The organism is Embleya sp. NPDC059213 (genome assembly GCF_042754445.1).
Classification (GTDB): domain Bacteria; phylum Actinomycetota; class Actinomycetes; order Streptomycetales; family Streptomycetaceae; genus Embleya.
Genome location: NZ_JBHZAV010000065.1, coordinates 26,351 through 51,038, shown reverse-complemented (window position 1 = coordinate 51,038; position 24,688 = coordinate 26,351). Strand labels below are relative to the sequence as shown.

Genomic DNA, 24,688 nt, shown 5'->3' with positions numbered 1-24,688 from the left:
GCCTGCCCGCGTCGGCCTGTTGTCCGCGCCTTCGAAGTCGGATCGGGTCCGCACCAGGCGCTTCGAGTCCGTGCCCAGATCCTCCCACTCGGGCGCCGCGAACGGCAGCGCGGCGCCGCGATCCCCACCGACCCCGCCCATGTCCAACTCGCCGAGCTCGCCCGACAGCACGATGGGCAGCAGCCCCACCCGCAACACCGACGACATCAGCACCTCGGCCGCCGGATCCCGGTCGTCCACGCCGAGCAGCCGGTGCGGATGCAGCAGCCCCTCCAGATCCAGGAGCACCGGTTGCGCACCGTGCGCAATCAGGTTCTCGTAGTGGAAATCGGCGCCCTCGACCGCGTGCAGCAGGGCCAGCAGGGCACCCAACCGCCGGTAGTAGTCCCCGACTTCGGCAGCCGAGCGGCACTCGGCGGGCTCGACGAACTCGATCCACCCGTACGCGAGACGATCCAGCGCGGCGGGAACCCGCAGTCCCATCCCGCCGATCCGCTCGTCGAACCACGCCAACACCTCGCGGAAGCGGACGTGCACCCCCATCGGCCGCGGCTTGTAGACCAGCCGCTCCCCACCCCGAAACCGCAACACGGCCACCGCCCGGCCACCCCCGTGGGTGTCCCCACCACCGAGCACGATCGAGACGGGGTCTCCGATGTCCCGCCCGCCGAACAGGGCGGACCCGATCGCCTCGCGGTCGGCCCGCAGACGCCGGAACACCTCCGTCACGGCGGTGACCGTCTGATCGGTACGCCGGGCCGACAGCCGTGCCAGGACCGGGTATTCGAAGAACAACGCCTCGCGTCCGGCCCGGGTGGCGAGTTTCTCGACGAACGACCCGAAGCGTTCCCCCGAGGTGTCCCCGGAGAGGCGGCCGCCGACCCGCATCACGTTGAGTTCCAGGACCAGCGTGCGCAACGCGGCCACCACGAGCGACCTGCTCAGCGCCTCGCCGATGTCGCCGCACAACGCGTCCGCGCTCTGCGGGGGCAACTCGGCGCGCAGCCGGTCAAGTGCGTCGGCCACGAAGGGGCGCACGATCGACACGACCCCGCCGCGCCAACCCTGCGCGGGGTCCCACGCCGGTTCGTCCCGGTCCAGCACCCGTTCCAGGGCCTGCCACCATTGGGGCACCCGCCCGGCCCGGTCGGCCAGTTGCTCGGTGGGCTCGGCCAACAGCGCGAACAACCCGGCCTCGTCCCACCCGTCACCGAGCAGCGCCAACCGCTCCGTCAACCATCCCGGGTCGGCGCCGCGCCAGCGTGCCAGTCGGCGGAGCGCCCGCTCCTCGGCGTTCCCGGCGGCCTCGCCGCCCAGCGCCGCGCGCTCGACCAGATTCAACGCCCGCGCCCACGCCGGAGCGCCCAACACGGGCAACCCGTGCGGTGCGTGGGACGAGACGGTGACATCCGGCATGAGGGCCCCCCAGGCGCCAACGGTCACAGACGCACCAGCCCGATGCGCGGGCTCATGTTTTCAATTGGATGGCTGTACAGTCAACAAAAAACTGCACCGACGGTGACCGAAGATCACCCGAAGGTGAGCCCTGGGTCCTGAGCCCCGCGTGCTGAGTCCCGAGCCCTGAGCCTGTGCGCGACGCTCGGCGGCACCCGCAGGGGCGACGAGCCGGGGCGGCCGAGGCGACTTGTGCCCCACGTCGCCCGATGCGACCGGGTCGGGATGTCCGCCGGATCGCGGCGCGGTGTCCGGATTCGCCCCCCGGCCGGCGTCGCGTACAACCGATGGTTGTGTCCGCCCGCCGGCAGGTTGTTTGCTCTCGTCGCCCGCCACTCGCTTGGATGCCGATGGTCCGCGGTCGCGGGTCGGGGCGGCGAGGGGTGCGTGGGGTATGGCGGGTCGGCGGGCGCTGGGGCCGAGGTTCGGGCGGTTGTGGGCCGCGTATGCCGTCAGCGCGTACGGCACCTCGCTCGGATTCGGCGCGTTTCCCCTGATCGCGGTCCTCGTGCTGGACTCCGGGCCGGGGCAGGTGGCGGCGCTGGCCGCGGCCGGGCGGGCGGTGGGGGCGCTGGTGGCGGTGCCGCTCGGCCCGTGGGTGGAGTTCCGGCGCAAGCGGCAGGTCATGGTGGCGATGGACCTGATCCGGTTCGCGGCGTTGATGAGCGTGCCCGCCGCGTTCGCGCTCGGCCGGCTCGGCTTCGCCCAACTGCTCGTGGTGTCCGTCGTCGTCGCCGCCGCCGACATCGCCTTCAAGGCCGCCGCCGGCGCGTATCTGAAGACGCTGGTGCAGCCGGCGGACCTGCTCGTGGCGAACAGCCGCTTCGAGTCCACGACATGGACCGCGACCATCGTCGGACCACCGCTCGGCGGCGCCGCGATCGGCGTGTTCGGCCCGGTGACGACCGTGATCGCCGACGCGGTCAGCTACCTGCTCTCGGCGCTGGGCATCCGCTCCATCGGCGGGACGGAACCACGCACCGCCGCACCGCGGTTGCGTGCGCGTGACCTCCCCGAGGGGTGGCGGCACATCCTGACCCGACCCGCGCTGCGCCCGCTGTACCTCAACACGATCGTGGTCAACGGCCTGATCATGGCCTCCCAACCGCTGCTCGCCGTGCTCATGCTGCGCGATCTCGGCTTCGCACCCTGGCAGTACGGGCTCGTGTTCGCCGCCCCCTGCATCGGCGGCCTGCTCGGTGCCCGCCTCGCGCAGCCACTCGTGGCCCGGTACGGACGGCACCGGGTGCTTCGCACCGCCGGCGCGCTGCGCGCGTGCTGGCCGCTGGGCCTGGCCTTCGTCCGGCCCGGCCTGCCCGGGATCGTCCTGGTCATCGTCGTGCAACTCGGCCTGGTGACCTGCTGCGGCCTGTTCAACCCGGTACTGGCCACCCACCGGCTCGAACACACCGCCCCCGACCGGGTCGCCCGCACCCTGGCCGCCTGGTCGGTCAGCACCAGCATCGGCATCGCGGCCCTGACCGCCGGCTGGGGCCTGCTGGCCGCCGTCACCGGCCCACGCACCGCGATCGCCGCCGCCGGCCTGCTCCTCCTGGCCACCCCACTGCTGCTCCCGCGCCGCGAGAGCGTGCCGCCCAAGGCCAGGGAAGAGGCGGTGAACCCGATCGGCTGAGGGGTGCCGGCAGCCGGCGCTAAAGGCCCGAGGTGCGCAGCCGCTCCGCCGGGCGGAGTGGGGTCGGGTCGGTGATCGGGAGGTCGTACATCCGGAACAGCCGGGCGCGGACCGCGGCCAGCGGGTACGTCTCGGGGTAGACGGCCAGCTTGAAGATCACGCCCTCCAGGACGCTGCGCAGCGTGGCCTCCTCGGCGCCGGGGTCGGCCGCGCCGCGTTCGGCGAAGATCGCCCGGATACGATCCTCCGCCTGCTCCAACGCGGCCATGTTCGCCTGCTCGGCCTTGGCGTACGTGGCCCGGGTGGCCGGCTGCAACATCAGTGACAACAGGAGCCGTTGCACGTCGACGCCGGCCGCGGCGCCCTGCAGCGTGCGGTCGATCAGACCGGCCAGGCGTTCGTCGGCGGTCCGCTCGCCCGGCGGCGGCGCGGTCGCCCCGTACATGGTCTGCAACGCCTCGGACAACAACGCTTCCAGCAATTCGTCCTTGGTCGCGAAGTAGTAGGTGACCAGGCCCCGGGCGACCTCGGCGCGGGCGGCGATCTGGGAGATGGTCGCGCCGGTGTAGCCGCGCTCGGCGAAGACCACGAGCGCGGCGTCGAGGATGCGCCGGCGCGAGCGCTCACGCATTTCCTCGTTGGCCGAGGTTGACCGCGGCACCGCCCCACCCCCTCATGTCACCCGACCGTTCGGCCATTGTCTCCGACGCGCCGCCCCGGCCCACCGCCGGACCGGCCGATACGCACGGAGCGGCCGAAAACCGCCCACCCGCGACCGTGTTCGGGAGCTGCGGCCGGCCATGGCATCCGCGCCGGCCGGGCCTGGGCCGAACCGGTCGGCGGCTGCCGGTTCAGGCAGTGGGCACCGGGACGGCGGCCTCCCACGCGTAGCCGTCCGGGTCGGTGAAGGGTTCGGTGGTGCCGGCGATGGTGAGGCGGCGTGATCCGGTGCCGTCGGCGGGGACGCCGACGTCCTTGGCCAGCGCGCGGCGCCGGTACAGGGCCGGCTTGATCTGGCTCGACCCGGCGGCGAACTCGACGTAGACGCGGCTGAAGCTCTTCGCCACGACCAGGCCCTGGTCCACGTAGAACCGCTTGCTCGCGATCACGTCCGCGACGCCCAGCAGGAGCACGATCTCGTCGATGTCGCGGGTGGCGGGGCCGCTGTTCTTCTTCGCCGAGGTGGCGACCTTCCAGATCGTCCCGTCCGGTGCCTGGACGACCCCGCCGTACCCCCAGAGCGACTTCGCGGCGGGCTTGAGCGAGGTGGCGCCGGCGTCGAGAGCCGCGTCGATCAGGGCGTCGACGTCGGCCGGCTGGGCCACGGTGAGCGCCATGACGAACCCGCGGAAGCCGGTCGAGGGCGCGTCCGAGGCCCGCAGACGGAGCTGCGTGTGCAGACCGAACGCGGTGGTGTAGAAGCGGTGGGCGGCCGAAGGGTCGGCCACGTCGAGGGTTACCGAGGTGATTGCCATGCCCACCACGCTAGGCGCGACCCCCCGACCCGAGCTTCTCGAATCCTGATCGATCGGATGGACCGATCGATTCGACCGATCGATTCGACCGATCGATTCGACCGATCGATTCGACCGTCGGGTCGACGGGAGCTCCGGCCACGGCCGCGAGCACACGTGGCAAGTACCTATGCGTGACCGATTCGCCGTCGTTCCCGGCTCCCTAGTTTTGGGGTCACCGGAGAGAACGACCACCGAGTGGAACGAAACCGAGGAGCGCAGCATGACCGCCTACGCCATCGCCCACCTGCAAGACGCCGCCCCGCACCCGGAGATCGCCGACTACATCGAGCGACTGCCCGCCACCTTCGCGCCGTACGGTGGCCGCTTTCTCGTGCACGTCACGCCGCACGAGGTCATGGAGGGCCGCTGGTCCGGAAGCGTCGTGATGATCGGCTTCCCCGGGATCGCCGAGGCGCGGACCTGGTGGGACTCACCCGCGTACCGGGAGATCGCGCCGCTGCGCTCACGGCACATCAAGGGCGACATCATTCTGGTCGAGGGCGTCCCCGAGGACTACGACCCGGGCGCCACGGCCAGGGGCATGCGCGAGGCACTGTCGGCGGAGTAGCCATCACGGTCGGTCGGGTGGTCCGGCGGGCAGGCCCTTGACTTCCCGACCGGTTAGCCATTGGCTAAACTGCGGTCGATGTGCCGCCCGCCCCACCCTGGCGGCCCCCGTGATTCGTGCTCTCCCACCGATCGCCGTGCCCGGCGCGGCCGTTCCCGCGGCGGCCGGCCGATGACCACCATCGCCGCACGGCTCGTCGCCCGCCTGGCCGAACTCGGCATCGAGCACCTGTTCGGCGTGCCCGCCGACTACAACCTCGACTTCCTCGGTGTTCGCCGACGAGTCGCCGGCCATTCGCATGCTCGCGGAACTGGTCGGGCGGGAGTGGGAGGCGGGGCCGGCATCGGACCCGGCCCGGGACCGGTACGACCCGCGGGTCGTCGCGGCGACCTCGGTGCTCGCCGTGCCGGCCTGGAGCGTGTTCGCCCCCTACGTGTTCCCGGCCGCCGGACTCGCGGACCGGGACCCGGACGACGTGCACGCCGAAGTCCTCGATCTGTTGCGGGACATGATCGCCACGACCGGGCCGGGCCCGGACCGCGGAAGCACGGATGTCGGGCCCTGAGGCCGAGGACCCGCACCGCGCGAGTTTGTGCGGCCGGCTATTTCGGGTGGGGGTCGGTGGTCTCGGGGCGGGCGACGGTGCGGTCGCGCCAGGCGTTTTCCCACTGGCGGGTCAGCGCCGGGTAGACGATCAGGTGACGGAACGGGGCGATGCCGGCCATGTACAGCCGGCCGAATCGGCCGTTGGGCTTGACCAGGACCGCCATGCGCAGTTCGTACTCGCCGCTGTCGCCGGACACCGGCGCCCACCCCAGGTGCATCACCGTGTGGCAGGTCTGGTTCGCCAGTTCCTGGGCGGCCTCGTCGGCCAGTTCGTACATCGGGGTGAACGGCATCCCGCGCGGCGCGGCGGTGTCCACGGTCTCGGCGAGGTCGGCCGGCAGGCGGTCGTGCAGGGGCGGAACCCGCGACCCCAGGCTCGCCTTCGGCTTGTCCCAGCCGAACAGTGCGCCGAGCTTCCAGCGCAGCGCGAACAGGAACCGGACCGGAGCGCTCTGCTTGCCGAATCCGCCGTCGCCGCGCAGCGCGGCGAGCATCACCGGGAAGTCGTTCGGCCCGGCGCCGGCGGTGCGGTAGGACCACACGTCCTCGATCCGGAAGTCGCTGGTGAACTCGTGGATTCGCCAGGGCTGTTCGGTGTGCGCCGAGCGGGCAAGCCTCATCGCCGCCGCCTTTCCTGCTGGGTCGGGATGGCGTGTCCCCACCTGTTATACGCTTGCGTATAGATCAGGGCAAGAACGAATATGCGGTGGCGTATATCGGACCGGAAGCGAGGTGGGACACCGTGGGCGTTGCGCGCACACCACGTGAGAGGTGGGTCGAGGAGGGCCTGCGGGCCCTGGCCGACGGCGGCCCGGACGCGGTCAGGATCGAGGTGCTGGCGAAGCGCCTCGGCGTCACCAAGGGCGGGTTCTACGGCTACTTCGCCGATCGCGACGCGCTTCTGGAGGCGATGCTCGACACCTGGCAACGGGAGTGCACCGACGAGGTGATCGAACAGGTCGAGCGCGAGGGCGGTGACCCCAGGACCAAGGCCCGGCGCGCCGGCAAGCTCACCTTCTCCGACGACCGACTGCTCCCGATCGACCTCGCGGTCCGCGACTGGGCCCGGCGCGACGAGGCGGTCGCCGAGCGCCTGCGCCGCGTGGACAACCGGCGGATGGACCTGCTCCGCGAGATGTTCGGCACCTTCTGCCCCGACCCCGACGAGGTCGAGGCGCGCAGCCTGATCGCCTTCTGCGTGGCGATCGGACACCACTCCCTCGCCGCCGACCACCAGGGCCGCAGCCGCACCGACGTGCTCGCCCGCGCCGCGGCCCTGGTCATGGACTGCCCGCGCGACGCGTAGGGCGCCGGCGGCTCACCGCGGGGCGGGACGGCGGCCCGCGGCCGGCGACGGGGCGACCGAGTCCGGAGCGTGAACGTGACCGTGCCGTCGGCCGGTTGCCCGTCCCCGACGAGCCCGGCGGACGGGTACACCCACCCGCCGCCGTGGTGACCCCGGCCTCGTCGCCGCCCCGGGCCCGCGCGCGGGTGTCCGGGGCGGCGCGCTATACGGTGGGTCGATGATCATTTCGCTGCCGCCGGGCGAGTTCCGCGCGTACCTGTTCGACTGCGACGGCACCATCGCCGACTCCATGCCCCTGCACTACCGGGCCTGGAAGCAGGCGCTCGACGAGTGGGACTGCGCCTTCCCCGAGGACCTGTTCTACGCCTGGGGCGGCCGGACGGTGGCGGGCATCATCGCCTCGCTCAACCAGGAGCAGGGGCTGGACATGCCGGTCGAGGTCGTCGCGCAGCGCCGCGAGGCGCTCTTTCGCGAACTGCTGCCGCAGGTGACCCCCGTGCCGGGAGTGCTCGCGCACATCGACAACGCCTGCGGACGCATACCCACGGCCGTCGTCTCCGGCAGCACCCGCGATTCCGTCACCGCGTCGCTGAGCGCGTTGGGTCTGTCGGACCGGTTCGACGTACTGGTGTGCGCCGGCGACTACACCAGGGCCAAGCCCGATCCCGAGGGTTTCCTCAAGGCCGCCGAGCACCTGGGCGTCGCCCCGCGGGACTGCCTGGTGTTCGAGGACACCGACCTGGGGATCCAGGCCGCCGACGCGGCGGGCATGGCCTCGGTGCGCGTGCCCCCGCCCCGGCGGGGATGAACGACACACCTCGCATCGGTCGCCGGGCCCGGAGCCGACGCTCCGGCCCCGGGCGGCGTCACAGTCGGTCGAAAAGCCCGAGCAGCGCCCGTGATACCGCGGTGTCCGGATCCGCGAGATCCAGCACCACGTCGAAATGGTTGCGATCCGGGACGACCAACAACTCCGTACCCCAGTGCGCCGCGAACGCGCGGGACTGCTCGGTGAAACCGCTCGCCTCGTGCTGCGCGAGCACCGTGACACCGGGCACCCGAGGAGGCGCCCCCGGCACGAGCGGGCTCAGCGCGGCCGCGCGCTCCTCGTCCAGGGTCAACCACGCGTTGGCCCGGGTGCGCACCAGCGGTCGCACGTCGAACAATCCGCTGATCGGAAACCCGGCCGCGACCACGTCCTCGGGCAACCCGACCGCCGCCTGCCAACCGTCGACCAGCGTCATCGCGGCCAGGTGGCCCCCCGCCGAACTGCCGCCCACGACCACCCGCGAACGATCCAGCCCGTGGCGCGGCCCCTCGCGGTACACCCACGCGATGGCCGCACGCACCTGCCGGGTGATCTCCTCCAGGGTCGCGGCCGGCGCGAGCGTGTAGTCCGGTACGACCGTCGCCACCCCGCGCTCGGCCAACATCCGCGCCCCGAAGGCCGAGTCCGCACGCGACAACGCCCGCCAATAGCCGCCGTGCACGAACACGAACACCGGACGCGGCGCCGTCGCCGACCCCGGCCCCCACACGTCCAGCCGCTCCCCGCTCGCGTCGTCGTAGACCAGCCCCGTGGTGCCGGGCAGGCCGGCGACCGCCGCCGCCGACTCCGCCCGATAGCGCTCCATCAACCGGGCGAATCGCTCCGGTCCCACCGTCGCCCGCGCGTCGTACGCGACGTCCAGCTCCGCATCCACCGCCGCGTTCGTCATGCGCCGGCACCCCGCGCGAACTCCACCGTCGCGGCCGCCGGCCCGGCGGTGACGTGGTGGTCGGTCCCGTGTGTGCCCGGGGTCACGGTCGGCATGGTCCGGTACTTCCTTCCCGATCGGCAGTGCTCGACAAGCATCAGGCAGCCTCTCGGGTCGCGGCATGCCGATCAAATGCCGGTCTCGGAGAGAGTCATACCATGATCGATATGGGCCTGCGGTGCCGACGCGGTGCGGACAGGATCCGGCGCGCCGCCGAGTGCGTGTCCCGGCGGCCGGTCGATCGTTTGGCGACGTGAGATTTGTTCCGCACCCTCGGAGGGAATGCCCATGCGCCGAATCTGTACGGCGGCTGCCCTGGCCATCACCGCGTTGACGCTGGGATCGACCGCCACCGCCCACGCCGACCGGCCCGGGCCCTCGGTCCTGGACCGGGTCACCAACCTGGACCCCGCCAACCTGGGCCACATGGTGGACGGGCCCACGCAGAAGGCGACCGGCATCGTGACGTCGTCGAACGCACAGCCGTGACCTCGCCGGCGCCGGGTCGCCCCGCGGGGCGATTCCGGCCGGTCGGTACAGTACCCGGATGGTGAACCCACGGGAGCAGATTCTTGCCGAGCTCGGCGTCAAGGCGACCATCGTGCCCAAGGTCGAGATTCGGCAACGGGTCGATTTCCTCAAGCACTACCTGAGGTCGACCCCGGCCAACGGCTACGTGCTAGGGATCAGCGGCGGCCAGGACAGCACCCTGGCCGGCAGGTTGTGCCAACTCGCCGCCGAGGAACTGCGGGCCGAGGGACACGAGGCCGAATTCGTCGCGGTGCGGCTGCCGTACGGAGTGCAGGCCGACGAGCACGACGCGCAGATCGCGCTGGAGTTCATCGCGCCCGACCGGTCGATCACGGTCAACGTCAAGCCGGGCGCGGACGCCGTCGCCGCCGAGGTGGCACTCGGCCTCGCGGAGCAGGCGGGCGACCCGGCCGGGCTGCGGGACTTCGTGCGCGGCAACCTCAAGGCCCGCGAACGCATGGTGATCCAGTACGCGATCGCCGGCCAGGCCGGCCTGCTCGTCGTGGGCACCGACCACGCGGCCGAGGCGGTGACCGGCTTCTTCACCAAGTACGGCGACGGCGGCGTCGACATCACCCCGCTGACCGGACTGACCAAGCGCCAGGGCGCCGCGCTGCTCCAGGAGCTGGGGGCGCCCCCGAGCGTGTGGGAGAAGGTGCCCACCGCCGATCTGGAGGACGACCGACCCGCACTGCCCGACGAGGTGGCGCTGGGCCTGACGTACAGCCAGATCGACGACTACCTCGAAGGTCTCGACGTCGCTCCCGAGGTGGCCGCGAAGCTGGAATCGATCCACCGCGCGACCCGCCACAAGCGCACGGTCCCGGTCACCCCCCTCGACGACTGGTGGCGCTAGCCGATCCCGCCGACGAGGGGATTGGGCACCTCGGTCCACGCGTCGCCCGGGCGGCCCGGGTTCAGGCGCATGCCGGTGAGGGCCTTCGTCGGTAGTGGCCGGGTCGACAGGGCCTCGACGTCGTCGGTGTGGGCGAGGTCTCGGGTGAGCGCGGCGAGCAGTTCGCGCATCGTGTGGGCGTTGCCCGCCAGGGGGCCGAGGGTGCCGGTGATCAGCGACCCGAAGAGCTTGCGTCGCAGTTCGCCGGCGTCGTCGGTGACGGGTCGCCCGGTCAGCGGTGGTGGGGCGATCCGGTGCCGGCGCAGGCGGGCCGGGCTGATCCGCACGTCGGCGATGTCGCGGTAGACCAGGCGCACCGGGTCGCCGGCCCGGTCCACGATCACGAGCAGGTTCTGGCCGTGGGCCTCCAGGGCCACGCCCAGGTCGAGCAGGTCCAGGCAGACCGAGCCGGCCAGCCGGGCGAAGGCCAGGACCGCAGCGGGCGAGCCGGCGAACGCCGCTGCGGGCAACACCCGTTCGCCCGCCTCGTGGTCGGCGTGGGCGCCGGGCGACTCGCGCAGCACCGCCGCGAGGTCGGCGGTGCCGGCACTTGCCGCGGCGAGCGTGCGGGTGATGTGCAGGCGACCGTCGAGGCGGCGCGCGAGCCGGTCCAGGAAGGCGGACACCGCGACGGAGTGCGCCACCGAGTGCTCGGAGATGTCGCGCACCGAGGAGGTCAGCCGAGCGCTCAGGGCGGTCTTGACGTGCGGGCCGCCGGCGAGCGGGGCGAGGGTGCGCAGGGACATCAGGGGATGCGCCGGAAAGCCCGGCCGAACGGGGGTGTCGGGCAGCACGTGCCGGGCCTGCCAAGGGTGGACCGGGACGAGTACGGTGCGCCCCTCGCGCAGGTGGGCCGGCCAGTCGCCGACCACCAGGGCGTCGGCGGTCGCGGCCAGGCCCAGTTGCACCACCGGCCGATGCTCGGGGGCATAGGCGAGTTGCTCGCCGGCGGTGAAGCCGGGTCGGGAGCGACACCCCGGGTGGTAGGGGTGGCCGTCGACGACGCGCTGTTCCCACTCCCAGTCGCTCCCGGGCGGATCGCGCGGGGTCGGTGTGGTGCGGGAAAGGGCGAGGGAGGCCGTGCTGTTGTCGAGTTCGACGGCGAACTCCGGGCCGTGCGGCACCCGTAGCGCGCGGACCAGCCGAGCCGGGTGATGGTACGCGGTGCCCGCGAGCACCACGACGGTGGTCGAGGGCCGGGTATCCCAGGGATCGGGCGCCGGGCCGTGCGCGCGTCGGCCGTCGGCCAGGTGCAGCACGACCGCGTCGCCGGCCCGCTCGTGGCGCACGACCCAGGGCAATCGGTCGTGCACCAGGCCGCGCCACAACCGGCTCAGCACTGCGGCCCGGGCGCCGGGCAGCGCCGCCTCGTACGCGCCGAGCCGATCCGGCGACGCCGTGCGCAACTGGTCGGCCAGGAGCCGTTCACCGATCGTGTGAAACAAGACCTGCTCCCCATTTACGGTCCGTACAGTGAATGACCGTGAACATCCCAGTCTCCGTGATCGACGACATCGCGGCGGGTCCACTGCTCAATTGCCTGCTGCGCGAGTTCGGCGAACCGATCGGGGAACCGGGCGCCGGGCGCCGGATCCACCGGTTGCGCGGCGGCGGGCTGCTGCGGGTGCGGGAGGGGCGGCGCCCGGCACAGCCGGAACGACGCGTGGGCCGGGCATGGCAACGCCTGAGCCACGGCGGCCTGGTCGCGTTGGTGGGAGAGGTCCTGCGGGAGAACACCGGGCGCGCCAATGCCGGACTCCTCGCCGAGATGGTCGACAGCCGGGATGTGCTGGCCTCGATCCTCGCGGCCCGAGTGCGCGCCGAGCCGCCGGCGGATCGATATCTGCGCTCCGAACAGGCCCTGCTGGTGGGGCATCCGTACCATCCCGCACCCAAGGCCCGCGGGGGCGCGCGCTCCGGCACCTGGTTGCGGTACGCGCCCGAGGCGCACGCCCGCTTTCCGCTGACCCTGCTCGGCGTGCGCGAGGACGTGCTCGTGGGCGAGGGCGATACGCGTCGCCTGGACACCCTCGGCGTGGCGCCGGCCGGATACCGACTGCTGCCCGCCCACCCGTGGCAGCTCGAACTGGCGGCGCGGCGACCCGAGGTGCTGCGCGCGTTCACCGACGGACGACTCGTGGCGCTGGGGCACACGGCCGTCGCGGCCCGACCGACCGCGTCGGTACGCACCGTGCATCTGCCCGCCGGTGCCGGGGTGGACGACGTGTTCCTCAAGTTCAGTCTGGACGTACGCATCACCAACGACGTTCGCCGGCTGTGGCGGCACGACCTGGTCAAGGTGTGTCGTACCAACACCGCGGTCGCCGCGGCGTTCGACGCGCTGCCGGGGCCGGCGGCGTGGTTGCGCGAGAGCGGCTACCGCACCGTCGGCGGACTCTTCGAGACGTTCGCGGTCCTGGTCCGGGAGGGGCTCGGGCGGCGGGTGCTGCCCGGGGCCGCGGCGTTGCTCGCGGCCGCGCTGACCGAGGACTTCGACGGCAACCCGCTGGACCGGGTCACCGACCCGTGCCGATGGTGGGCGGCCTACCTGCGCCACGTGGTGCCGCCCGTGCTGGAGGTCTTCGCCCGGCACGGCCTGGTGTTGGAATGCCACCTCCAGAACACCCTGATCGCCGTCGACGGCGAGGGCCTCCCGGTGCAGGCGATCTTCCGGGACGCGGAAGGCGTCAAGGTGCTCCGCGACGTCGGCCGGGCGGTCGGCTGGGAACGTCTGGTCTATTGCCTGGTGGTCAACCACCTGACGGAGATCGCGAGCACGCTCGCCGAGCGCTTCCCGCACACCGCCGACGCACTGTGGCCGGCCGTACGCGCGGAATTCGAGCGTGCCGCGGACGAGTACGAACTGCCCGAGGCCGCCGACCTGCTCACGACGCCGACGCTGCCCGCGAAGGCCAACCTGTCGCTGCGCTGGGGCGACGCCGACGGCGCGCACTCCCACTTCATACCGATGCCGAACCCGCTCCGAGGGCAGACGGCAGCCCACCTGCCGCAGCGGACACCCGCTCCCGTCGGCCCGCTCACCGACGGCGACCCGACGGTCCTGTGCGAGGGCACACCGGCCCCGACGCGGTGACGCCGTTTACGGCGTCGAGCGCGTCCGGGTAGGCGCGCAACACGTGCAGGGGACGGGTGGTACCGGTCGACGACCACGGCACCCCACCTCGGCCGGGGCGATGCGAACCGGGGTCATGGGGGTGGGGTGGCGGGTCGCTCGGACGCGGCGGCGTAGCGGTGGGCCAAGAGGGCGAAGGCGGCCTTGAGTTCGGGTGGTCCGACGACCTCGATGTCGGCGTCGAAGGCGCCGACGGCGGCGGCCAGGCCGGGCCAGGACCACGAGCCCAGCACGAGCCGGCAGCGGTCCGGGCCGAGTTCCTCGACGATTGCCTCGCGGGCGTACCGGGAGACGGCGGCGGCGGGCAGGTCGAGGATCACCTCGCCGCGGCACGGCCACTCGCCGGAGCCGTCGGAACCCTGGAAGCGGCCGGCGACGAAGGTGGCCACGTCCCCGCCGGGCAGCTCGCGTCGGGCGAAACGGGGCCCGGTGGGGACGCGCGGGGTGATCCGGTCCGCGCGGAACGTGCGCCAGTCCGCGCGATCGAGGTCCCAGGCCACCAGGTACCACCGCCCGCTCCAGGTGACCAGATGGTGCGGCTCCACCCGACGCGGCGGGGGCTGGGCGGGGTCGCCGGCGTCGGTGGCCGACGGGTGCGCCGGGGCGTAGTCGAAGCGCAGCACCTCGCGGGCGTGTACGGCGTCGCCCAGGGCCACGAGAACGCCGCCGTCGACCGGCGAGCCCGATCGCGTCGTGGGCCGGCGCACGGCGGTGACCTGCAGGACGTCGATCCGGCGGCGCAATCGCGGCGGCATCACCTGGCGCACGGTGGCCAGCGCCCGTGCCGCGGCCTCCTCGATCCCGACCCCGGCGGTGCCCGCGATCTGCAGGGCGACGGCGAGGGCGACGGCCTGCTCGTCGTCGAACAACAACGGCGGCAGTTCGGCGCCGGCGCCGAGTCGATAGCCGCCCTCGGGTCCCTTGAAGGCCACGATGGGGTAGCCGAGCTCGCGCAGGCGATCCACGTCCCGGCGCACGGTGCGTGGGCTCACGTCCAGCCGCTCGGCCAGCAGCGCGCCGGGCCAGTCCCGGCGTGCCTGGAGCAGGGAGAGCAGCGCGAGCAGACGGGCCGAGGTCTTGGGCATGCCTGCATTGTTCCCCGAGTAGAGGACACTGCCTGGCCGCTTCTGTTGGGATCGTTGTCTCATACCGATCAGCGATCACCCGGAACGACCGGAAGGACCGATCACCATGACCGACACGACGCCGCAGCCCGCCACCCCGGACGCCGAGCGCGCCGACCTGCTCGCGACCCTCGCGACCGCGCGAAAGCACCTGATCGGCACGGTGCAGGGGCTCGACGACGAGCAGGCCCGCGCCTGCCCGACGGTCAGCACGCTGTGCCTGGGCGGGCTGATCAAGCACGTCACGTCCGTCGAGGAGACGTGGACGCGCTTCGTGGTCGAGGGCCCGACGGCGATGTCCTACGACCTGCCCGAGGGGGTCACCTGGGCGGACTTCGCGGCCGGCACCGCCCGCGAGATCCCACAGTGGGCGATCGACCGGGAGAACGGCTTCCGGATGTTGCCCGGCGAAACGCTCGCCGGGATCCTCGAGGACTACGAGCAGGTCGCCGCCCGGACCGACGTGCTCGTCGCCACCCTCCCCGACCTGTCCGCCACGCACCCGCTGCCGGAGGCCCCCTGGCACGAGCCGGGCGCGGCACACAGCGCGCGCCGCGTGCTGATGCACATCGTCGCCGAAACCACCCAACACGCGGGCCACGCCGACATCCTGCGCGAGACCCTCGACGGACGGACATCCATGTAGGCGGGGACGCGGCCGGCCCGCCGGGCCGGCCGGTCCCGGGCCCGGTCCTCGTTTCCGCCGTCCATTCGATCCGCGAGCGCCATGCGCTCGATGAGGGTGCCATCAGATGAGTCCGACAACCATCCTCGACAACCGTGCGCTCAACCGCGCCACGCTCGCTCGGCAGTTGCTCCTCGATCGTGCCGAACTGCCCGTGTCGGACGCCGTCTCCCATCTCGGCGGTCTACAGGCGCAGGAACCACAGGAGCCGTTCGTCGGACTCTGGTCGCGGCTGCACGCCTTCGACCCGGCGACGCTCTCCGACCTGCTGATCGGGCGGGACGTGGTGCGGACCCACCTGATGCGCCGCACCGTGCATCTCGTCACCGCCGCCGACGCCCTGGCCTGGCGCGCCCGCCACGACGCCATGTTGCGCCAACGGGTCCTGGGCACCTACCGCACCGACCTCGACGGCCTCGACCTCACCGAACTCGCCGCGGCCGGACGGGCGATCATGGCCGACGGCGAGCCCCGCACGATGGCCGAACTCACCCGCGCCCTCGCCGAACATTGGCCGACGACAAACCGGCGCGCACTGGGGGAGATGCTGATCGCCGCCCTCGTGCCGATGGTGCAACTCCCGCCGCGCGGGCTCTGGCGCACCAGGGCGGGAGTACGCAACGTGCGACTCGCGGCCTGGCTGGGCCGCGACATCGACCCGCTCGACCCGGACGGTGCCGACCTCGTGGGTCAGGCGCTGGTACGGCGCTACCTGGCCGCGTTCGGCCCCGCCGCCACCGCCGACCTGCGGGCCTGGAGCGGCCTGGCCGGACTCCCGGCCGCGGTCGCGGCCATCCGCCCGGAGCTGGTCGCCTTCCGCGACGAGCGGGGCCGCGAACTGCTCGACCTCCCGGACGCGCCACGCCCCGACCCCGACACGCCCGCCCCGGTCCGGTTCCTGCCGGCGTTCGACAACGCGATCCTCGGCTACCACGACCGCAGCCGAATCATCGACGACGCCCACCGCGGCCTGTCGGTGGCCGGCGCCCGCGTCGTCCTGGTGGACGGCCGAGTCGCCGCGACCTGGACCGTCGAGACCGACACCGTGGTCGTCACCCCCCTGGCCCCCCTCTCCCGACCCGACCACACCGCCCTCACCGAACAGGGCCGAGAACTGGCCTCGTTCCTCTCCGACCACGCCACCGACGGAGTCCGCATCACCGCTGTGTGAACGCCGCGTCGCCCGGCGCCGGAGAAACAATCGCCCAGGGCGGACGATCATGCCGCGGCCCCGGAACACCACCGGCGACAACCACCGGAACCGCGTCGGCGGCAGTAGGTGATCGGCGAGCTCCCGTAGCCTGGTCCGAAAGGGTGGGCGGTCGGGAGAGAGTGGGCACGGCGTGTCGATCGGGCTGATGATCGTTCTCGGTGTTCTCGGATTGATCGTGGTCGGGCTGTTGTTCGCCGCGTTGATCGGGGCGACGTTCGGGCGGCGGGCCCGGGCGGGCAGGCGGGCCGGTCGGTACACCTCGCGGCCCGGGAACTCGTCGAGCAATTGGTGAGGTCGGGTTGCGGGTCGACCCCCGGCCCCGCTTCGGGGCGGACGGTGCCGGGAGCCGGTACCGCCCGTCCCGGCAGCGGGTCGACGGCAGGTCAGTAGTCGACGCGGTCGGGTTTGGCGAGCCATGCGTCGAAGGGGGCCGTACGGTTCGGCAGGTCGAGTTGTTCGACCCGGGTCGGCCACATCGACCTGGGCTTCTTCTCGAAGAGGTCGTAGAACTTGCGGTCGTCGAAGCCGGCCACCGCGGCGTCGTGCCGGTCGGCGGAGTAGACGATCCGGTCGACACGCGCCCACAGCGCGGAGGAAAGGCACATCGGACACGGCTCACACGAGGTGACCAGGACGCAGCCTTCGAGCGAGAAGGTGTCCAGTTGCCGGCAGGCGGCGCGCATCGCGCTCACCTCGGCGTGCGCCGTCGGATCCAGGGTCGCGGTGACCCGATTGTTGCCGATCGCGACGATCTCGCCGTCCTTGGCGAGCAGCGCGCCGAACGGACCGCCGCCCTTGGTCACGCTGTCGGTGGCCAGCCTGATCGCCTCGTCCATCCAGGCGCGTTCGAGGTTGTGGGTGCTTGATTCCTGGGCGTGCGCGGTCATCGTCACTCCTTTGTCGGGGGTGGTGGTGCGGTGGGTGGGGACGCGGGAGTTCAGCGCGGTTCGATGCCGCAGATGTGCTCCGGTGCCACCGGGGTGTGGGTCAGGTTCAACCCCGTCGCGTGGCGGATTGCGTTGACGATCGCCGGGGTGGCGGAAATGGTGGGCGGTTCGCCGACACCACGCACGCCGTACGGCGAGTTCGGGTCGGCCCGTTCGATTACGTCCACCGTCATCGGCGGCATGTCCACGATGGTCGGGATCAGGTAGTCGGTGAACGACGGGTTGCGGATCCGGCCGTTCTCGACCCGGATCTCCTCCATCACGGCCAGACCGAGCCCCTGCGCGGAACCCCCGTGGATCTGCCCGACGACGGCGTCCGGGTTGATCGCCCTGCCGACGTCCTGCGCACAGTCCAACTGCACGACCTTGACCAGACCCAATTCGGTGTCCACGTCCACCACCGCGCGGTGCGCGGAGAAGGCGTGTTGCACGTGCACCCGCCGGCTCTGCCCGGTCACCGGGTCCATCGCGTACGTCTGCCGGTGGTGGTATTCCCTGGTCTCCTCGATCACGTCCTCGCCGAGCACGTCGACGAGATCGGCCAGGACACCGGTGACTTCGGAAACGATCTTGCCGCCGGCCAGCGACAGATCCGCGGGGTTCTCGCCGAACCGCCGGGCCACCCGGTCGAAGAGCACCTCGCGGACGGCCTCACACGCGTTCTTGACGGCGCCGCCGGTGATGTAGGTCTGCCGCGACGCCGAACTCGACCCCGCGTCACCGACGTCGGTGTCGTTCGGATGGATGTTCACCCGCTCCACGCCGAGTTCGCTGCGGGCGATCTGCTGCTGCACGGTGATCAGGCCCTGTCCGACCTCGGCCGCCGCCGTGTGCACCATCGCGATGGCATGGCCGCCGATGGCCTGCAACCGCACCCGCGCCGTGGAGTAGTCGTCGGCGCCTTCCGCGTAGGAGATGTTCTTGACGATCACGCTGTAGCCGACGCCCCGGACGATGCCTTCGCCGTGCGTGGTGTTGGCCGCACCACCGGGCAACTCCCGGATGTCCACCGGTTCGGTCCGCGTCTCGGGCGGCAGCGGGATGTTCCTGACCCGCTCCAGCAGTTCGGCGACCGGCGCCGGGTAGTCCAGCACCTGCCCGGTGGGCATCGCCGAGCCCTCGCCGACGGCGTTGAGCCGACGCAGTACCACCGGATCCATCCGCAACGCCTCGGCCAGCTTGTCCATCTGGGACTCGTAGGCGTACGCGGGCTGCACCGCGCCCAGGCCACGCATCGCGCCGCACGGCGGGTTGTTGGTGTACAGGCCCCAACCCTTGATGTCGACGTTGGGTACCTCGTACGGCCCGATGCCCAACGAGGTGGCGTTGCTGACCACGACGGGGGTCTTGGAGGCGTACGCGCCACCGTCGAAGTACATCCTGGCCTTGACGTAGACGAGCCTGCCGTCCTTGGTCGCGCCGTGCTCGTAGTACATCTTCGCCGGGTGCCGGTGCACGTGGCCGTAGAAGGATTCCTCTCGGTTGTAGACCATCTTCACCGGTCGGGCGGTGTGCAGCGCCAACATGCAGCAGTGGATCTGCATGGACAGGTCTTCGCGGCCACCGAAGGCGCCGCCGACCCCGGACATGGTGAAACGCACCTTCTCGACCGGGAGTCCGAGTGCTCGCGCGGTCTGTCGCTGGTCCACGTGCAGCCACTGGGTGGCGAGGAACAGGTCGACCCCGCCGTCCTCGCCCGGGACGGCCAAGCCGGATTCCGGCCCGAGGAACGCCTGGTCCTGCATGCCCATGGTGTACACGTCGGAGACCACGACGTCGGCCCGTGCATTCGGATCGCCGGTGACGATCGGCTGATAGCGCACCACGTTGCCCCCGGGATGCAGCTTGGGCAGCGTGTCGTCGTGCGCGGCGCGCTCCGGGTCGGTGATCGGCTCGAACACCTCGTATTCGACCACGATCTTCTTCAGCGCGCGCCGGGCCGTCTCCGGGTGATCGGCGGCCACCAAGGCGACCGGCTCGCCCTGGTAACGCACGATGTCCCGAGCGAGGACCGGCGTATCGGCGACCTTGAGGCCGTAGATGTTCTCGCCGGGGACGTCCTCGTGGGTCAACACCGCGTATACGCCGGGGTGGGCGAGTGCGGGTCCGATGTCGATGGAATGGATCCGCGCATAGGGGTGTGGGCTGCGCAGCGTCGCACCCCAGAGCATGTCCTGCGCCCACAGGTCCGAGGAATAGGCGTACTCCCCGCGTACCTTGAGCGTTCCGTCCGGCCGCAGCGGGCTGTCGCCGATCCCGCCGGTGATCAATTCGTCGAGGTCCTGCGGGGTGCGGGCGGGAGAGGTCTGTTCGGTCATCGGGAAGCCCCCACGGTCTGGATACTCGGCGGCCCGCACCCGGGCCGGGTGGGTTCGGGCCGAGTGGGCCGGGCCGCCGGGTGGGTTCGGACGGAGCGGATCGAATTCGTGCGTTTGACAGGTGATTTGCCGATGCTCCGCGGCTCGCGCGAAACAGCGCTCCTCGATGCGGTTTCCGGCTGATCGCGGTTGGTCGGAAGCTGTGAGAAGTACACAGTCCATCCGGGGTGACCCGCCACGGGCGGAAGAAATGAAAGGCCACGCAGGCCCGGACCGGCTCTTCGTAGAGTCCTACAAGCCCCGGGTCACCGTCGACCGGGTCACCCGCACCGCGGTTCGCCTACGGGGTCCAGCGGGCGCGGAGGGTGGCATCGGGGTCCGGGAGGACGGCGGAGAGCAGGGGTGCGGATTCGGCCGGGTCCAGGGACAGGGCCATGGCGGCGCGGGCGCCGGTGAGGGTTCGGGCCAGGTCCGGGTCTTCGCCGCGGGCGACGAGGGCGGCGAGGTGCCGGGTCCCGGTTTCCCAGACGAGCCGGAACAGGTCGTCCCCGGTGACGGAGGCGAGGACGCCGGCGACGTCCGGGGAGAGATCGGGCCAGACGAGCAGGCGTGCGCGCGGGGCGAGTCGGGCACGGATCGGGTCGAGGGTGGCGGTGGTGAGTCGGTGCCATCGGGAGGTGGAGGCGAGGTAGCCCTCTTCGAGGATCACCGCACCGCGCGCGGCGACGAGCGCTGCGGTCTCCGCCCAGAACCCGGCGTCGGCGACGCGTGGCGCGGGAGCGTCGAGGTTCGGTGCGTACGGTGAGCCCACCATGGCTTCGGGGAACAGCCCCAGTTCGCGGGTGTGGGCGAGCGCGCGTTCGCAGGGGTCCGTGCTGCCGACGTAGACGTACTGGTCGTAGCCGACATGGACGAAGAAGCGTCCCTCGTCCTCCAGTCGGCACCAGGCGCCGCTGTCGCGCAGCATGGCGCGGACCAGTTCCAGCGCGGTGGCCACGGGCACTCGGGCGCCGTCGTGGTAGCCGGTGAGGTCGGGTGGGAAGAGTCCGGCCAGGCCGTGGCCGGCGGCGGTCGCGGCCGGGCCGGACTCGACCGGGCCGCCGACGCCCGGTTCCCGGATGGAGACTTCGGTGCTTCCGCTGTCCCGGGCGAAGGCGGCGACCGCGGACAGGTAGCCGGCTTCGACGGGGCCGCGGTCGCTCTCGGAGTGCTCGATGCCGGTGTAGCGACCGTACCCGTCGCGGTCGGCCGGGTCGTATTTGGTGACGCGGTAGGTGTACGGCAACACGTGGACTCCAGGTGGCGTCGGGCGAGGGGCGGCGGGGCCGTCGGGCACGAGGGTAGGGGCCGCCGGGCGTGCCCTCGGCGCCGCGAGCCCGCGTGCCTGCCGCAAGTCGCCTTCGCGGCCTTGCCGATGCGTTCGAGCGGGTGCCTTGCCGCGCGCACGAATCGGGCTCGCCGGCGGGGGAACGGCGGTCCCGGACGGTGTTCGTCGATGCCCTCCTCCCGGTTCTGCGGGCCTGTGACCGGCGGTGGAACTCCTGGTGCCCCCCGGGCGGGGATGGGCCGTCCCGGGATACCTCCGGGGCCTGCGCGGGGCCGTTGTGCGCCGAGGCCGGGGAGCCTTCGGCGGCTCGGGTGTGAAGCTCTGTGTGGCGATCTGAAGGCTTGGATGGCCGGGTGGCGTGGAGGGGATTGACATCCGGGATTCTGGAGGCTTGTAGCGGCAATTGGCCGGCTTGTATGCCGGCATACAGATCACTCGATCGGTATGATTGCGCTTGTTCTCGGATCGAGAATCGCGGCCCCGAAGGGGCCTTGTTCGGCATGCCTGCCCGCAGCCGATACCGCCCGACCACACCAACGCTCCCGTCACTCGACGGGAGCGCTGCTTGCAATGCCAGAAACGAGGGCTCCATGACCGATCCCGGCATCCTCTCCGTCGCCCCCGCGTCGCACGCCGACCGCACCGGCGGGGCGGGCGACCCCTACGACGCCGGTACGATCACCGTGCTGGACGGGCTGGACGCCGTTCGCAAACGGCCGAGCATGTACATCGGTTCGACCGGTGAGCGCGGCCTGCATCACCTGGTGCAGGAGATCGTCGACAACTCGGTCGACGAGGCTCTGGCCGGTTGCGCGGACCGGATCGACGTGACGCTCCTGCCCGACGGCGGCGTTCGGGTGGTGGACAACGGGCGCGGCATCCCCGTGGGCATGCACCCCCAGGCGAAGAAGTCCGGCGTCGAACTCGTGCTGACCGTGTTGCACGCGGGCGCCAAGTTCGACGGCGTGGGATACGCGGTCTCCGGCGGCCTGCACGGGGTCGGCCTGTCCGTCGTCAACGCCCTGTCCACCCGGCTGTCCGTGGAGATTCGCACGGACGGACATCGATGGAGCCAGGACTACCGCAACGGCGTGCCCGGCGCCGCTCCCGCCCGCCACGAGGCCGTGACCGACACCGGCACGTCAGTCGCCTTCTGGGCCGATCCGGACATCTTCGAGACCGTCGAGTACTCCTTCGAGACCCTGGCCCACCGTCTTCAGCAGATGGCCTTCCTCAACCAGGGCCTGACCCTGACCCTGACCGACGAACGCGCCGGCACCCGACCGGCGACCGGCGCGGCCGACCACGACCACGCCGGCGGGGAGCCGGGGGAGGACGGTGCGGCCCGGTCGGTCGAATACCGCTACCAGGGCGGCGTCGTCGACTTCGTGCGGCACCTCAACTCGCGCAAGGGCGATCCGGTACATCCCTCGGTGATCTCCCTCCGGACCGAGGATCCGGGGCAACTCCTCTCCGTGGACGTCGCGTTGCAATGGACCACCCGGTTCAGCGAGGGCGTGTACTCCTTCGCCAACGCCATTCACACGCACGGGGGAGGCACCCACGAGGAGGGCCTCCGTACCGCGGTGACCGGCGTGGTCAACCGCTATGCCCGCGAGCGCAGGCTGCTGCGGGACAAGGACGAGAACCTCTCCGGCGAGGACATCCGGGAGGGATTGACGGCGATCGTCTCGGTGAAGCTGGGCGAGCCGCAGTTCGAGGGCCAGACCAAGACCAGGTTGGGCAACACGCAGGCGCGGACGTTCGTGCACAAGGTCGTGCACGAGCACCTGTCCGACTGGTTCGACCGCAACCCGCTCGAAGCGGTGGACATCGTCCGCAAGGCGGTCAGCGCCCGGACCGCGCGGGTGGCGGCCCGCAAGGCACGCGATCTCACCCGTCGCAAGAGCATGTTGGAATCCACCGCGTTGCCGGGCAAGCTCGCCGACTGCCGGTCCACCGACCCGGCCGCCTGCGAGATCTTCATCGTCGAGGGCGATTCCGCCGGCGGTTCCGCCAAGTCCGGCCGCGACCCTCGGCACCAGGCGATCCTGCCCATCCGCGGCAAGATCCTGAACGTCGAGAAGGCGCGCATCGACAAGATCCTGCAGAACACCGAGATCCAGGCGCTCGTCTCGGCCTTCGGCACCGGGGTGCACACCGACTTCGACCTCGGCAAGCTCCGCTACCACAAGGTCATTTTGATGGCGGACGCCGATGTCGACGGCCAACACATCAACACCCTGTTGCTCACCTTCCTGTTCCGCTTCATGCGACCCCTGGTCGAAGCCGGGCACATCCACCTCTCCCGGCCCCCGCTCTACAAGATCAAGTGGAGCCGGGACGACACCCAGTACGCCTACAGCGACCGCGAGCGCGACAACCTCGTCGCACTCGGCGCACGCCAGGGCAAACGCCTGCGCGACGACACGATCCAACGCTTCAAGGGCCTCGGCGAGATGAACGCCGAGGAGCTGCGCGTCACCACCATGGACCCCGCGCACCGCGTCCTGGGCCAGGTCACGCTCGAGGACGCCGCCCGAGCCGACGGGCTGTTCTCCGTCCTGATGGGCGAAGACGTGGACGCACGGCGCCTGTTCATCCAACGCAACGCCCGGGACGTACGTTTCCTCGACATCTGAGTCCTCGGGAGCCGGCGCCCGACGGGGCTCAGTCGAGGATCGCCGTGGCCTCGATCTCGACCAGGTGCTCGGGGACGTCCAGGGCGGCGACCCCCAGCAGGGTGCCCGGCGGTACCGGGGTGACGCCGAGCCGCGCGGCGGCCCGACCGACGCCGGCCAGGAACAGGGGCAGCTTGTCGGGGGTCCAGTCGACGACGTGGACGGTCAGCTTCGCCACGTGGTCGAACGTGGCGCCGACCCCGGCCAGGGCGGTGGCGATGTTGAGGTAACACTGCTCCACCTGCGCCGCGAGGTCGCCGGCGCCGACGGTCACCCCGTCGGCGTCCCAGGCGACCTGTCCGGCGACGAAGACCAGCTTGGATCCGGTCGCGATCGACACCTGTCGGTACGCGTCGATCGCCGGGAGTCCGACGGGGTTCACCAGGGTGACGGCCATGTTGCCTGCCTTCGTGTACGGAGGGTCCACGGGCGCGCCCGCGCAACGCCGGGACCCGCGACCGCTCTCTTGTGGTTACTGGTGAACTGTAGGAGAGTGAGCGCTGACCTGGAAGAACGCACTTTTCGGTGACTGAGGAACCTTATGGTGACCAAGCGCGGGGACTTGCCCCACGACGCGGACCTGCTACGCGCGGACTCGCTGGCGCGGGAGATCTTCTCGGACGTCGCCAACAAGTGGGCGCTCCTGATCATCGGCGCCCTCGACCAGGGCACGCTCCGTTTCGGGGAGCTGCGCAACGAGGTCGAGGGCATCAGCCACAAGATGCTCACCCAGAACCTGCGCATGATGGAACGCAACGGCCTGATCGAGCGCAAGGTGTATCCCACGGTGCCGCCACGGGTCGAGTACACGCTCACCGAATCGGGCCAAGCCCTGCGGGCCACGGTCGACGGCATGTGCGACTGGACCCAGCGCTACCTCGGTCACATCGAGGCATCTCGCCGCAGCTTCGACGGGTGACGGGGGACGCCTCGCGGTGGCGGGGTGGGGCGGTGGTGAGCCGACTGTGGGCATCGATGATCCGTGCCCCGTC

General features: G+C 71.6%; 24 protein-coding genes. 13 read left to right on the top strand and 11 right to left on the bottom strand.

What is annotated here, in order from left to right:
- A partial coding sequence (gene lanM / locus ACFXMF_RS23915; RefSeq protein ID WP_380020768.1) for a type 2 lanthipeptide synthetase LanM occupies positions 1 to 1,416 on the bottom strand: 1,416 nt, incomplete at its 3' end.
- A 433-nt stretch (positions 1,417 to 1,849) separates the two neighbouring features.
- On the opposite strand from lanM, the gene ACFXMF_RS23910 reads away from it, so the two are divergent.
- Entirely contained in the window at positions 1,850 to 3,088 is a 1,239-nt protein-coding gene (locus tag ACFXMF_RS23910) for an MFS transporter (RefSeq protein ID WP_379989125.1), read from the top strand.
- A 19-nt stretch (positions 3,089 to 3,107) separates the two neighbouring features.
- Here the strand turns inward: ACFXMF_RS23910 and ACFXMF_RS23905 are convergent, their stop codons facing one another.
- Both ACFXMF_RS23905 and ACFXMF_RS23900 read right to left on the bottom strand, forming a co-directional pair.
- Positions 3,108 to 3,749, bottom strand: coding sequence for a TetR/AcrR family transcriptional regulator (locus ACFXMF_RS23905; RefSeq protein ID WP_379989127.1), 642 nt, complete (start codon positions 3,747 to 3,749; stop codon positions 3,108 to 3,110).
- Between the two features lie 190 nt (positions 3,750 to 3,939).
- Positions 3,940 to 4,563 (bottom strand): glyoxalase, encoded by a 624-nt coding sequence (locus ACFXMF_RS23900; protein WP_360306531.1) that lies wholly within the window; start codon positions 4,561 to 4,563, stop codon positions 3,940 to 3,942.
- 262 nt (positions 4,564 to 4,825) lie between these two features.
- On the opposite strand from ACFXMF_RS23900, the gene ACFXMF_RS23895 reads away from it, so the two are divergent.
- On the top strand, positions 4,826 to 5,173 hold the full coding sequence (locus tag ACFXMF_RS23895; protein WP_379989129.1) for a DUF1330 domain-containing protein: 348 nt from the start codon (positions 4,826 to 4,828) through the stop codon (positions 5,171 to 5,173).
- Between the two features lie 268 nt (positions 5,174 to 5,441).
- Entirely contained in the window at positions 5,442 to 5,738 is a 297-nt protein-coding gene (locus ACFXMF_RS23890) for a hypothetical protein (RefSeq protein WP_379989131.1), read from the top strand.
- Between the two features lie 37 nt (positions 5,739 to 5,775).
- Here ACFXMF_RS23890 and ACFXMF_RS23885 read toward each other — a convergent pair whose 3' ends face one another.
- The gene (locus ACFXMF_RS23885) at positions 5,776 to 6,399 is read right to left on the bottom strand and encodes a DUF2867 domain-containing protein (protein ID WP_360306540.1); all 624 of its coding nucleotides are present in this window, start codon (positions 6,397 to 6,399) and stop codon (positions 5,776 to 5,778) included.
- 122 nt (positions 6,400 to 6,521) lie between these two features.
- Between ACFXMF_RS23885 and ACFXMF_RS23880 the strand changes: the two genes are divergently transcribed.
- Positions 6,522 to 7,085 carry a TetR/AcrR family transcriptional regulator gene (locus ACFXMF_RS23880; RefSeq protein ID WP_379989132.1) on the top strand — a complete coding sequence of 188 codons (564 nt, stop codon included), beginning with the start codon at positions 6,522 to 6,524 and terminating at the stop codon, positions 7,083 to 7,085.
- Positions 7,086 to 7,302: 217 nt separating this feature from the next.
- Complete coding sequence (locus ACFXMF_RS23875; RefSeq protein ID WP_360306546.1) at positions 7,303 to 7,893, top strand: HAD family phosphatase; 591 nt, start codon at positions 7,303 to 7,305, stop codon at positions 7,891 to 7,893.
- A 58-nt stretch (positions 7,894 to 7,951) separates the two neighbouring features.
- Here ACFXMF_RS23875 and ACFXMF_RS23870 read toward each other — a convergent pair whose 3' ends face one another.
- Positions 7,952 to 8,803, bottom strand: coding sequence for an alpha/beta hydrolase (locus ACFXMF_RS23870; protein WP_379989135.1), 852 nt, complete (start codon positions 8,801 to 8,803; stop codon positions 7,952 to 7,954).
- 327 nt (positions 8,804 to 9,130) lie between these two features.
- On the opposite strand from ACFXMF_RS23870, the gene ACFXMF_RS23865 reads away from it, so the two are divergent.
- Together ACFXMF_RS23865 and nadE are read left to right on the top strand one after the other, a co-directional pair.
- A complete protein-coding gene (locus ACFXMF_RS23865) occupies positions 9,131 to 9,331 on the top strand; it encodes a hypothetical protein (RefSeq protein ID WP_360306552.1) in 201 nt (66 codons plus the stop codon).
- A 58-nt stretch (positions 9,332 to 9,389) separates the two neighbouring features.
- On the top strand, positions 9,390 to 10,229 hold the full coding sequence (nadE, locus tag ACFXMF_RS23860) for an ammonia-dependent NAD(+) synthetase (RefSeq protein WP_360306555.1): 840 nt from the start codon (positions 9,390 to 9,392) through the stop codon (positions 10,227 to 10,229).
- On the opposite strand, the gene ACFXMF_RS23855 is transcribed toward nadE, so the two are convergent.
- Positions 10,226 to 11,713 (bottom strand): IucA/IucC family protein, encoded by a 1,488-nt coding sequence (locus ACFXMF_RS23855; protein ID WP_379989137.1) that lies wholly within the window; start codon positions 11,711 to 11,713, stop codon positions 10,226 to 10,228. The genes nadE and ACFXMF_RS23855 overlap by 4 nt on opposite strands.
- Before the next feature lie 38 nt (positions 11,714 to 11,751).
- Between ACFXMF_RS23855 and ACFXMF_RS23850 the strand changes: the two genes are divergently transcribed.
- A complete protein-coding gene (locus ACFXMF_RS23850) occupies positions 11,752 to 13,362 on the top strand; it encodes an IucA/IucC family protein (protein ID WP_379989138.1) in 1,611 nt (536 codons plus the stop codon).
- A 113-nt stretch (positions 13,363 to 13,475) separates the two neighbouring features.
- Here the strand turns inward: ACFXMF_RS23850 and ACFXMF_RS23845 are convergent, their stop codons facing one another.
- Complete coding sequence (locus ACFXMF_RS23845) at positions 13,476 to 14,486, bottom strand: helix-turn-helix transcriptional regulator (protein WP_379989139.1); 1,011 nt, start codon at positions 14,484 to 14,486, stop codon at positions 13,476 to 13,478.
- Between the two features lie 106 nt (positions 14,487 to 14,592).
- Here ACFXMF_RS23845 and ACFXMF_RS23840 point away from each other — a divergent pair, with 106 nt between their 5' ends.
- The 3 genes from ACFXMF_RS23840 to ACFXMF_RS23830 all read left to right on the top strand — a co-directional run bounded on the left by ACFXMF_RS23840 (position 14,593) and on the right by ACFXMF_RS23830 (position 16,715).
- Entirely contained in the window at positions 14,593 to 15,171 is a 579-nt protein-coding gene (locus ACFXMF_RS23840; protein WP_379989141.1) for a DinB family protein, read from the top strand.
- Between the two features lie 106 nt (positions 15,172 to 15,277).
- A complete protein-coding gene (locus ACFXMF_RS23835) occupies positions 15,278 to 16,381 on the top strand; it encodes a winged helix DNA-binding domain-containing protein (RefSeq protein ID WP_379989142.1) in 1,104 nt (367 codons plus the stop codon).
- Between the two features lie 187 nt (positions 16,382 to 16,568).
- Positions 16,569 to 16,715, top strand: coding sequence for a hypothetical protein (locus ACFXMF_RS23830; protein WP_360306570.1), 147 nt, complete (start codon positions 16,569 to 16,571; stop codon positions 16,713 to 16,715).
- Positions 16,716 to 16,806: 91 nt separating this feature from the next.
- Here ACFXMF_RS23830 and ACFXMF_RS23825 read toward each other — a convergent pair whose 3' ends face one another.
- The 3 genes from ACFXMF_RS23825 to ACFXMF_RS23815 form a co-directional block, all read right to left on the bottom strand.
- A complete protein-coding gene (locus ACFXMF_RS23825) occupies positions 16,807 to 17,310 on the bottom strand; it encodes a nucleoside deaminase (protein WP_360306573.1) in 504 nt (167 codons plus the stop codon).
- A 50-nt stretch (positions 17,311 to 17,360) separates the two neighbouring features.
- Entirely contained in the window at positions 17,361 to 19,688 is a 2,328-nt protein-coding gene (gene pucD / locus ACFXMF_RS23820; protein ID WP_379989143.1) for a xanthine dehydrogenase subunit D, read from the bottom strand.
- Positions 19,689 to 20,028: 340 nt separating this feature from the next.
- Entirely contained in the window at positions 20,029 to 20,976 is a 948-nt protein-coding gene (locus ACFXMF_RS23815; protein WP_379989144.1) for an RNA-binding protein, read from the bottom strand.
- A gap of 629 nt (positions 20,977 to 21,605) precedes the next feature.
- On the opposite strand from ACFXMF_RS23815, the gene gyrB reads away from it, so the two are divergent.
- On the top strand, positions 21,606 to 23,657 hold the full coding sequence (gyrB, locus tag ACFXMF_RS23810; RefSeq protein WP_379989145.1) for a DNA topoisomerase (ATP-hydrolyzing) subunit B: 2,052 nt from the start codon (positions 21,606 to 21,608) through the stop codon (positions 23,655 to 23,657).
- 28 nt (positions 23,658 to 23,685) lie between these two features.
- Here the strand turns inward: gyrB and ACFXMF_RS23805 are convergent, their stop codons facing one another.
- Complete coding sequence (locus tag ACFXMF_RS23805; RefSeq protein WP_360306585.1) at positions 23,686 to 24,093, bottom strand: RidA family protein; 408 nt, start codon at positions 24,091 to 24,093, stop codon at positions 23,686 to 23,688.
- Positions 24,094 to 24,237: 144 nt separating this feature from the next.
- On the opposite strand from ACFXMF_RS23805, the gene ACFXMF_RS23800 reads away from it, so the two are divergent.
- Positions 24,238 to 24,615 (top strand): helix-turn-helix domain-containing protein, encoded by a 378-nt coding sequence (locus ACFXMF_RS23800; RefSeq protein WP_360306588.1) that lies wholly within the window; start codon positions 24,238 to 24,240, stop codon positions 24,613 to 24,615.
- Positions 24,616 to 24,688: the final 73 nt, after the last annotated feature.

Excerpts from the sequence above, each read along its gene's own strand:
- ACFXMF_RS23830 (WP_360306570.1), top strand. The coding sequence starts at position 16,569 with ATGATCGTTCTCGGTGTTCTCGGATTGATCGTGGTCGGGCTGTTGTTC.
- ACFXMF_RS23910 (WP_379989125.1), top strand. The coding sequence starts at position 1,850 with ATGGCGGGTCGGCGGGCGCTGGGGCCGAGGTTCGGGCGGTTGTGGGCC.
- ACFXMF_RS23885 (WP_360306540.1), bottom strand. The coding sequence starts at position 6,399 with ATGAGGCTTGCCCGCTCGGCGCACACCGAACAGCCCTGGCGAATCCAC.
- ACFXMF_RS23835 (WP_379989142.1), top strand. The coding sequence starts at position 15,278 with ATGAGTCCGACAACCATCCTCGACAACCGTGCGCTCAACCGCGCCACG.
- ACFXMF_RS23865 (WP_360306552.1), top strand. The coding sequence starts at position 9,131 with ATGCGCCGAATCTGTACGGCGGCTGCCCTGGCCATCACCGCGTTGACG.
- ACFXMF_RS23805 (WP_360306585.1), bottom strand. The coding sequence starts at position 24,093 with ATGGCCGTCACCCTGGTGAACCCCGTCGGACTCCCGGCGATCGACGCG.
- ACFXMF_RS23825 (WP_360306573.1), bottom strand. The coding sequence starts at position 17,310 with ATGACCGCGCACGCCCAGGAATCAAGCACCCACAACCTCGAACGCGCC.
- ACFXMF_RS23845 (WP_379989139.1), bottom strand. The coding sequence starts at position 14,486 with ATGCCCAAGACCTCGGCCCGTCTGCTCGCGCTGCTCTCCCTGCTCCAG.
- ACFXMF_RS23800 (WP_360306588.1), top strand. The coding sequence starts at position 24,238 with ATGGTGACCAAGCGCGGGGACTTGCCCCACGACGCGGACCTGCTACGC.
- pucD (WP_379989143.1), bottom strand. The coding sequence starts at position 19,688 with ATGACCGAACAGACCTCTCCCGCCCGCACCCCGCAGGACCTCGACGAA.
- gyrB (WP_379989145.1), top strand. The coding sequence starts at position 21,606 with ATGACCGATCCCGGCATCCTCTCCGTCGCCCCCGCGTCGCACGCCGAC.
- ACFXMF_RS23895 (WP_379989129.1), top strand. The coding sequence starts at position 4,826 with ATGACCGCCTACGCCATCGCCCACCTGCAAGACGCCGCCCCGCACCCG.
- ACFXMF_RS23900 (WP_360306531.1), bottom strand. The coding sequence starts at position 4,563 with ATGGCAATCACCTCGGTAACCCTCGACGTGGCCGACCCTTCGGCCGCC.
- ACFXMF_RS23870 (WP_379989135.1), bottom strand. The coding sequence starts at position 8,803 with ATGACGAACGCGGCGGTGGATGCGGAGCTGGACGTCGCGTACGACGCG.
- ACFXMF_RS23840 (WP_379989141.1), top strand. The coding sequence starts at position 14,593 with ATGACCGACACGACGCCGCAGCCCGCCACCCCGGACGCCGAGCGCGCC.
- ACFXMF_RS23875 (WP_360306546.1), top strand. The coding sequence starts at position 7,303 with ATGATCATTTCGCTGCCGCCGGGCGAGTTCCGCGCGTACCTGTTCGAC.
- nadE (WP_360306555.1), top strand. The coding sequence starts at position 9,390 with ATGGTGAACCCACGGGAGCAGATTCTTGCCGAGCTCGGCGTCAAGGCG.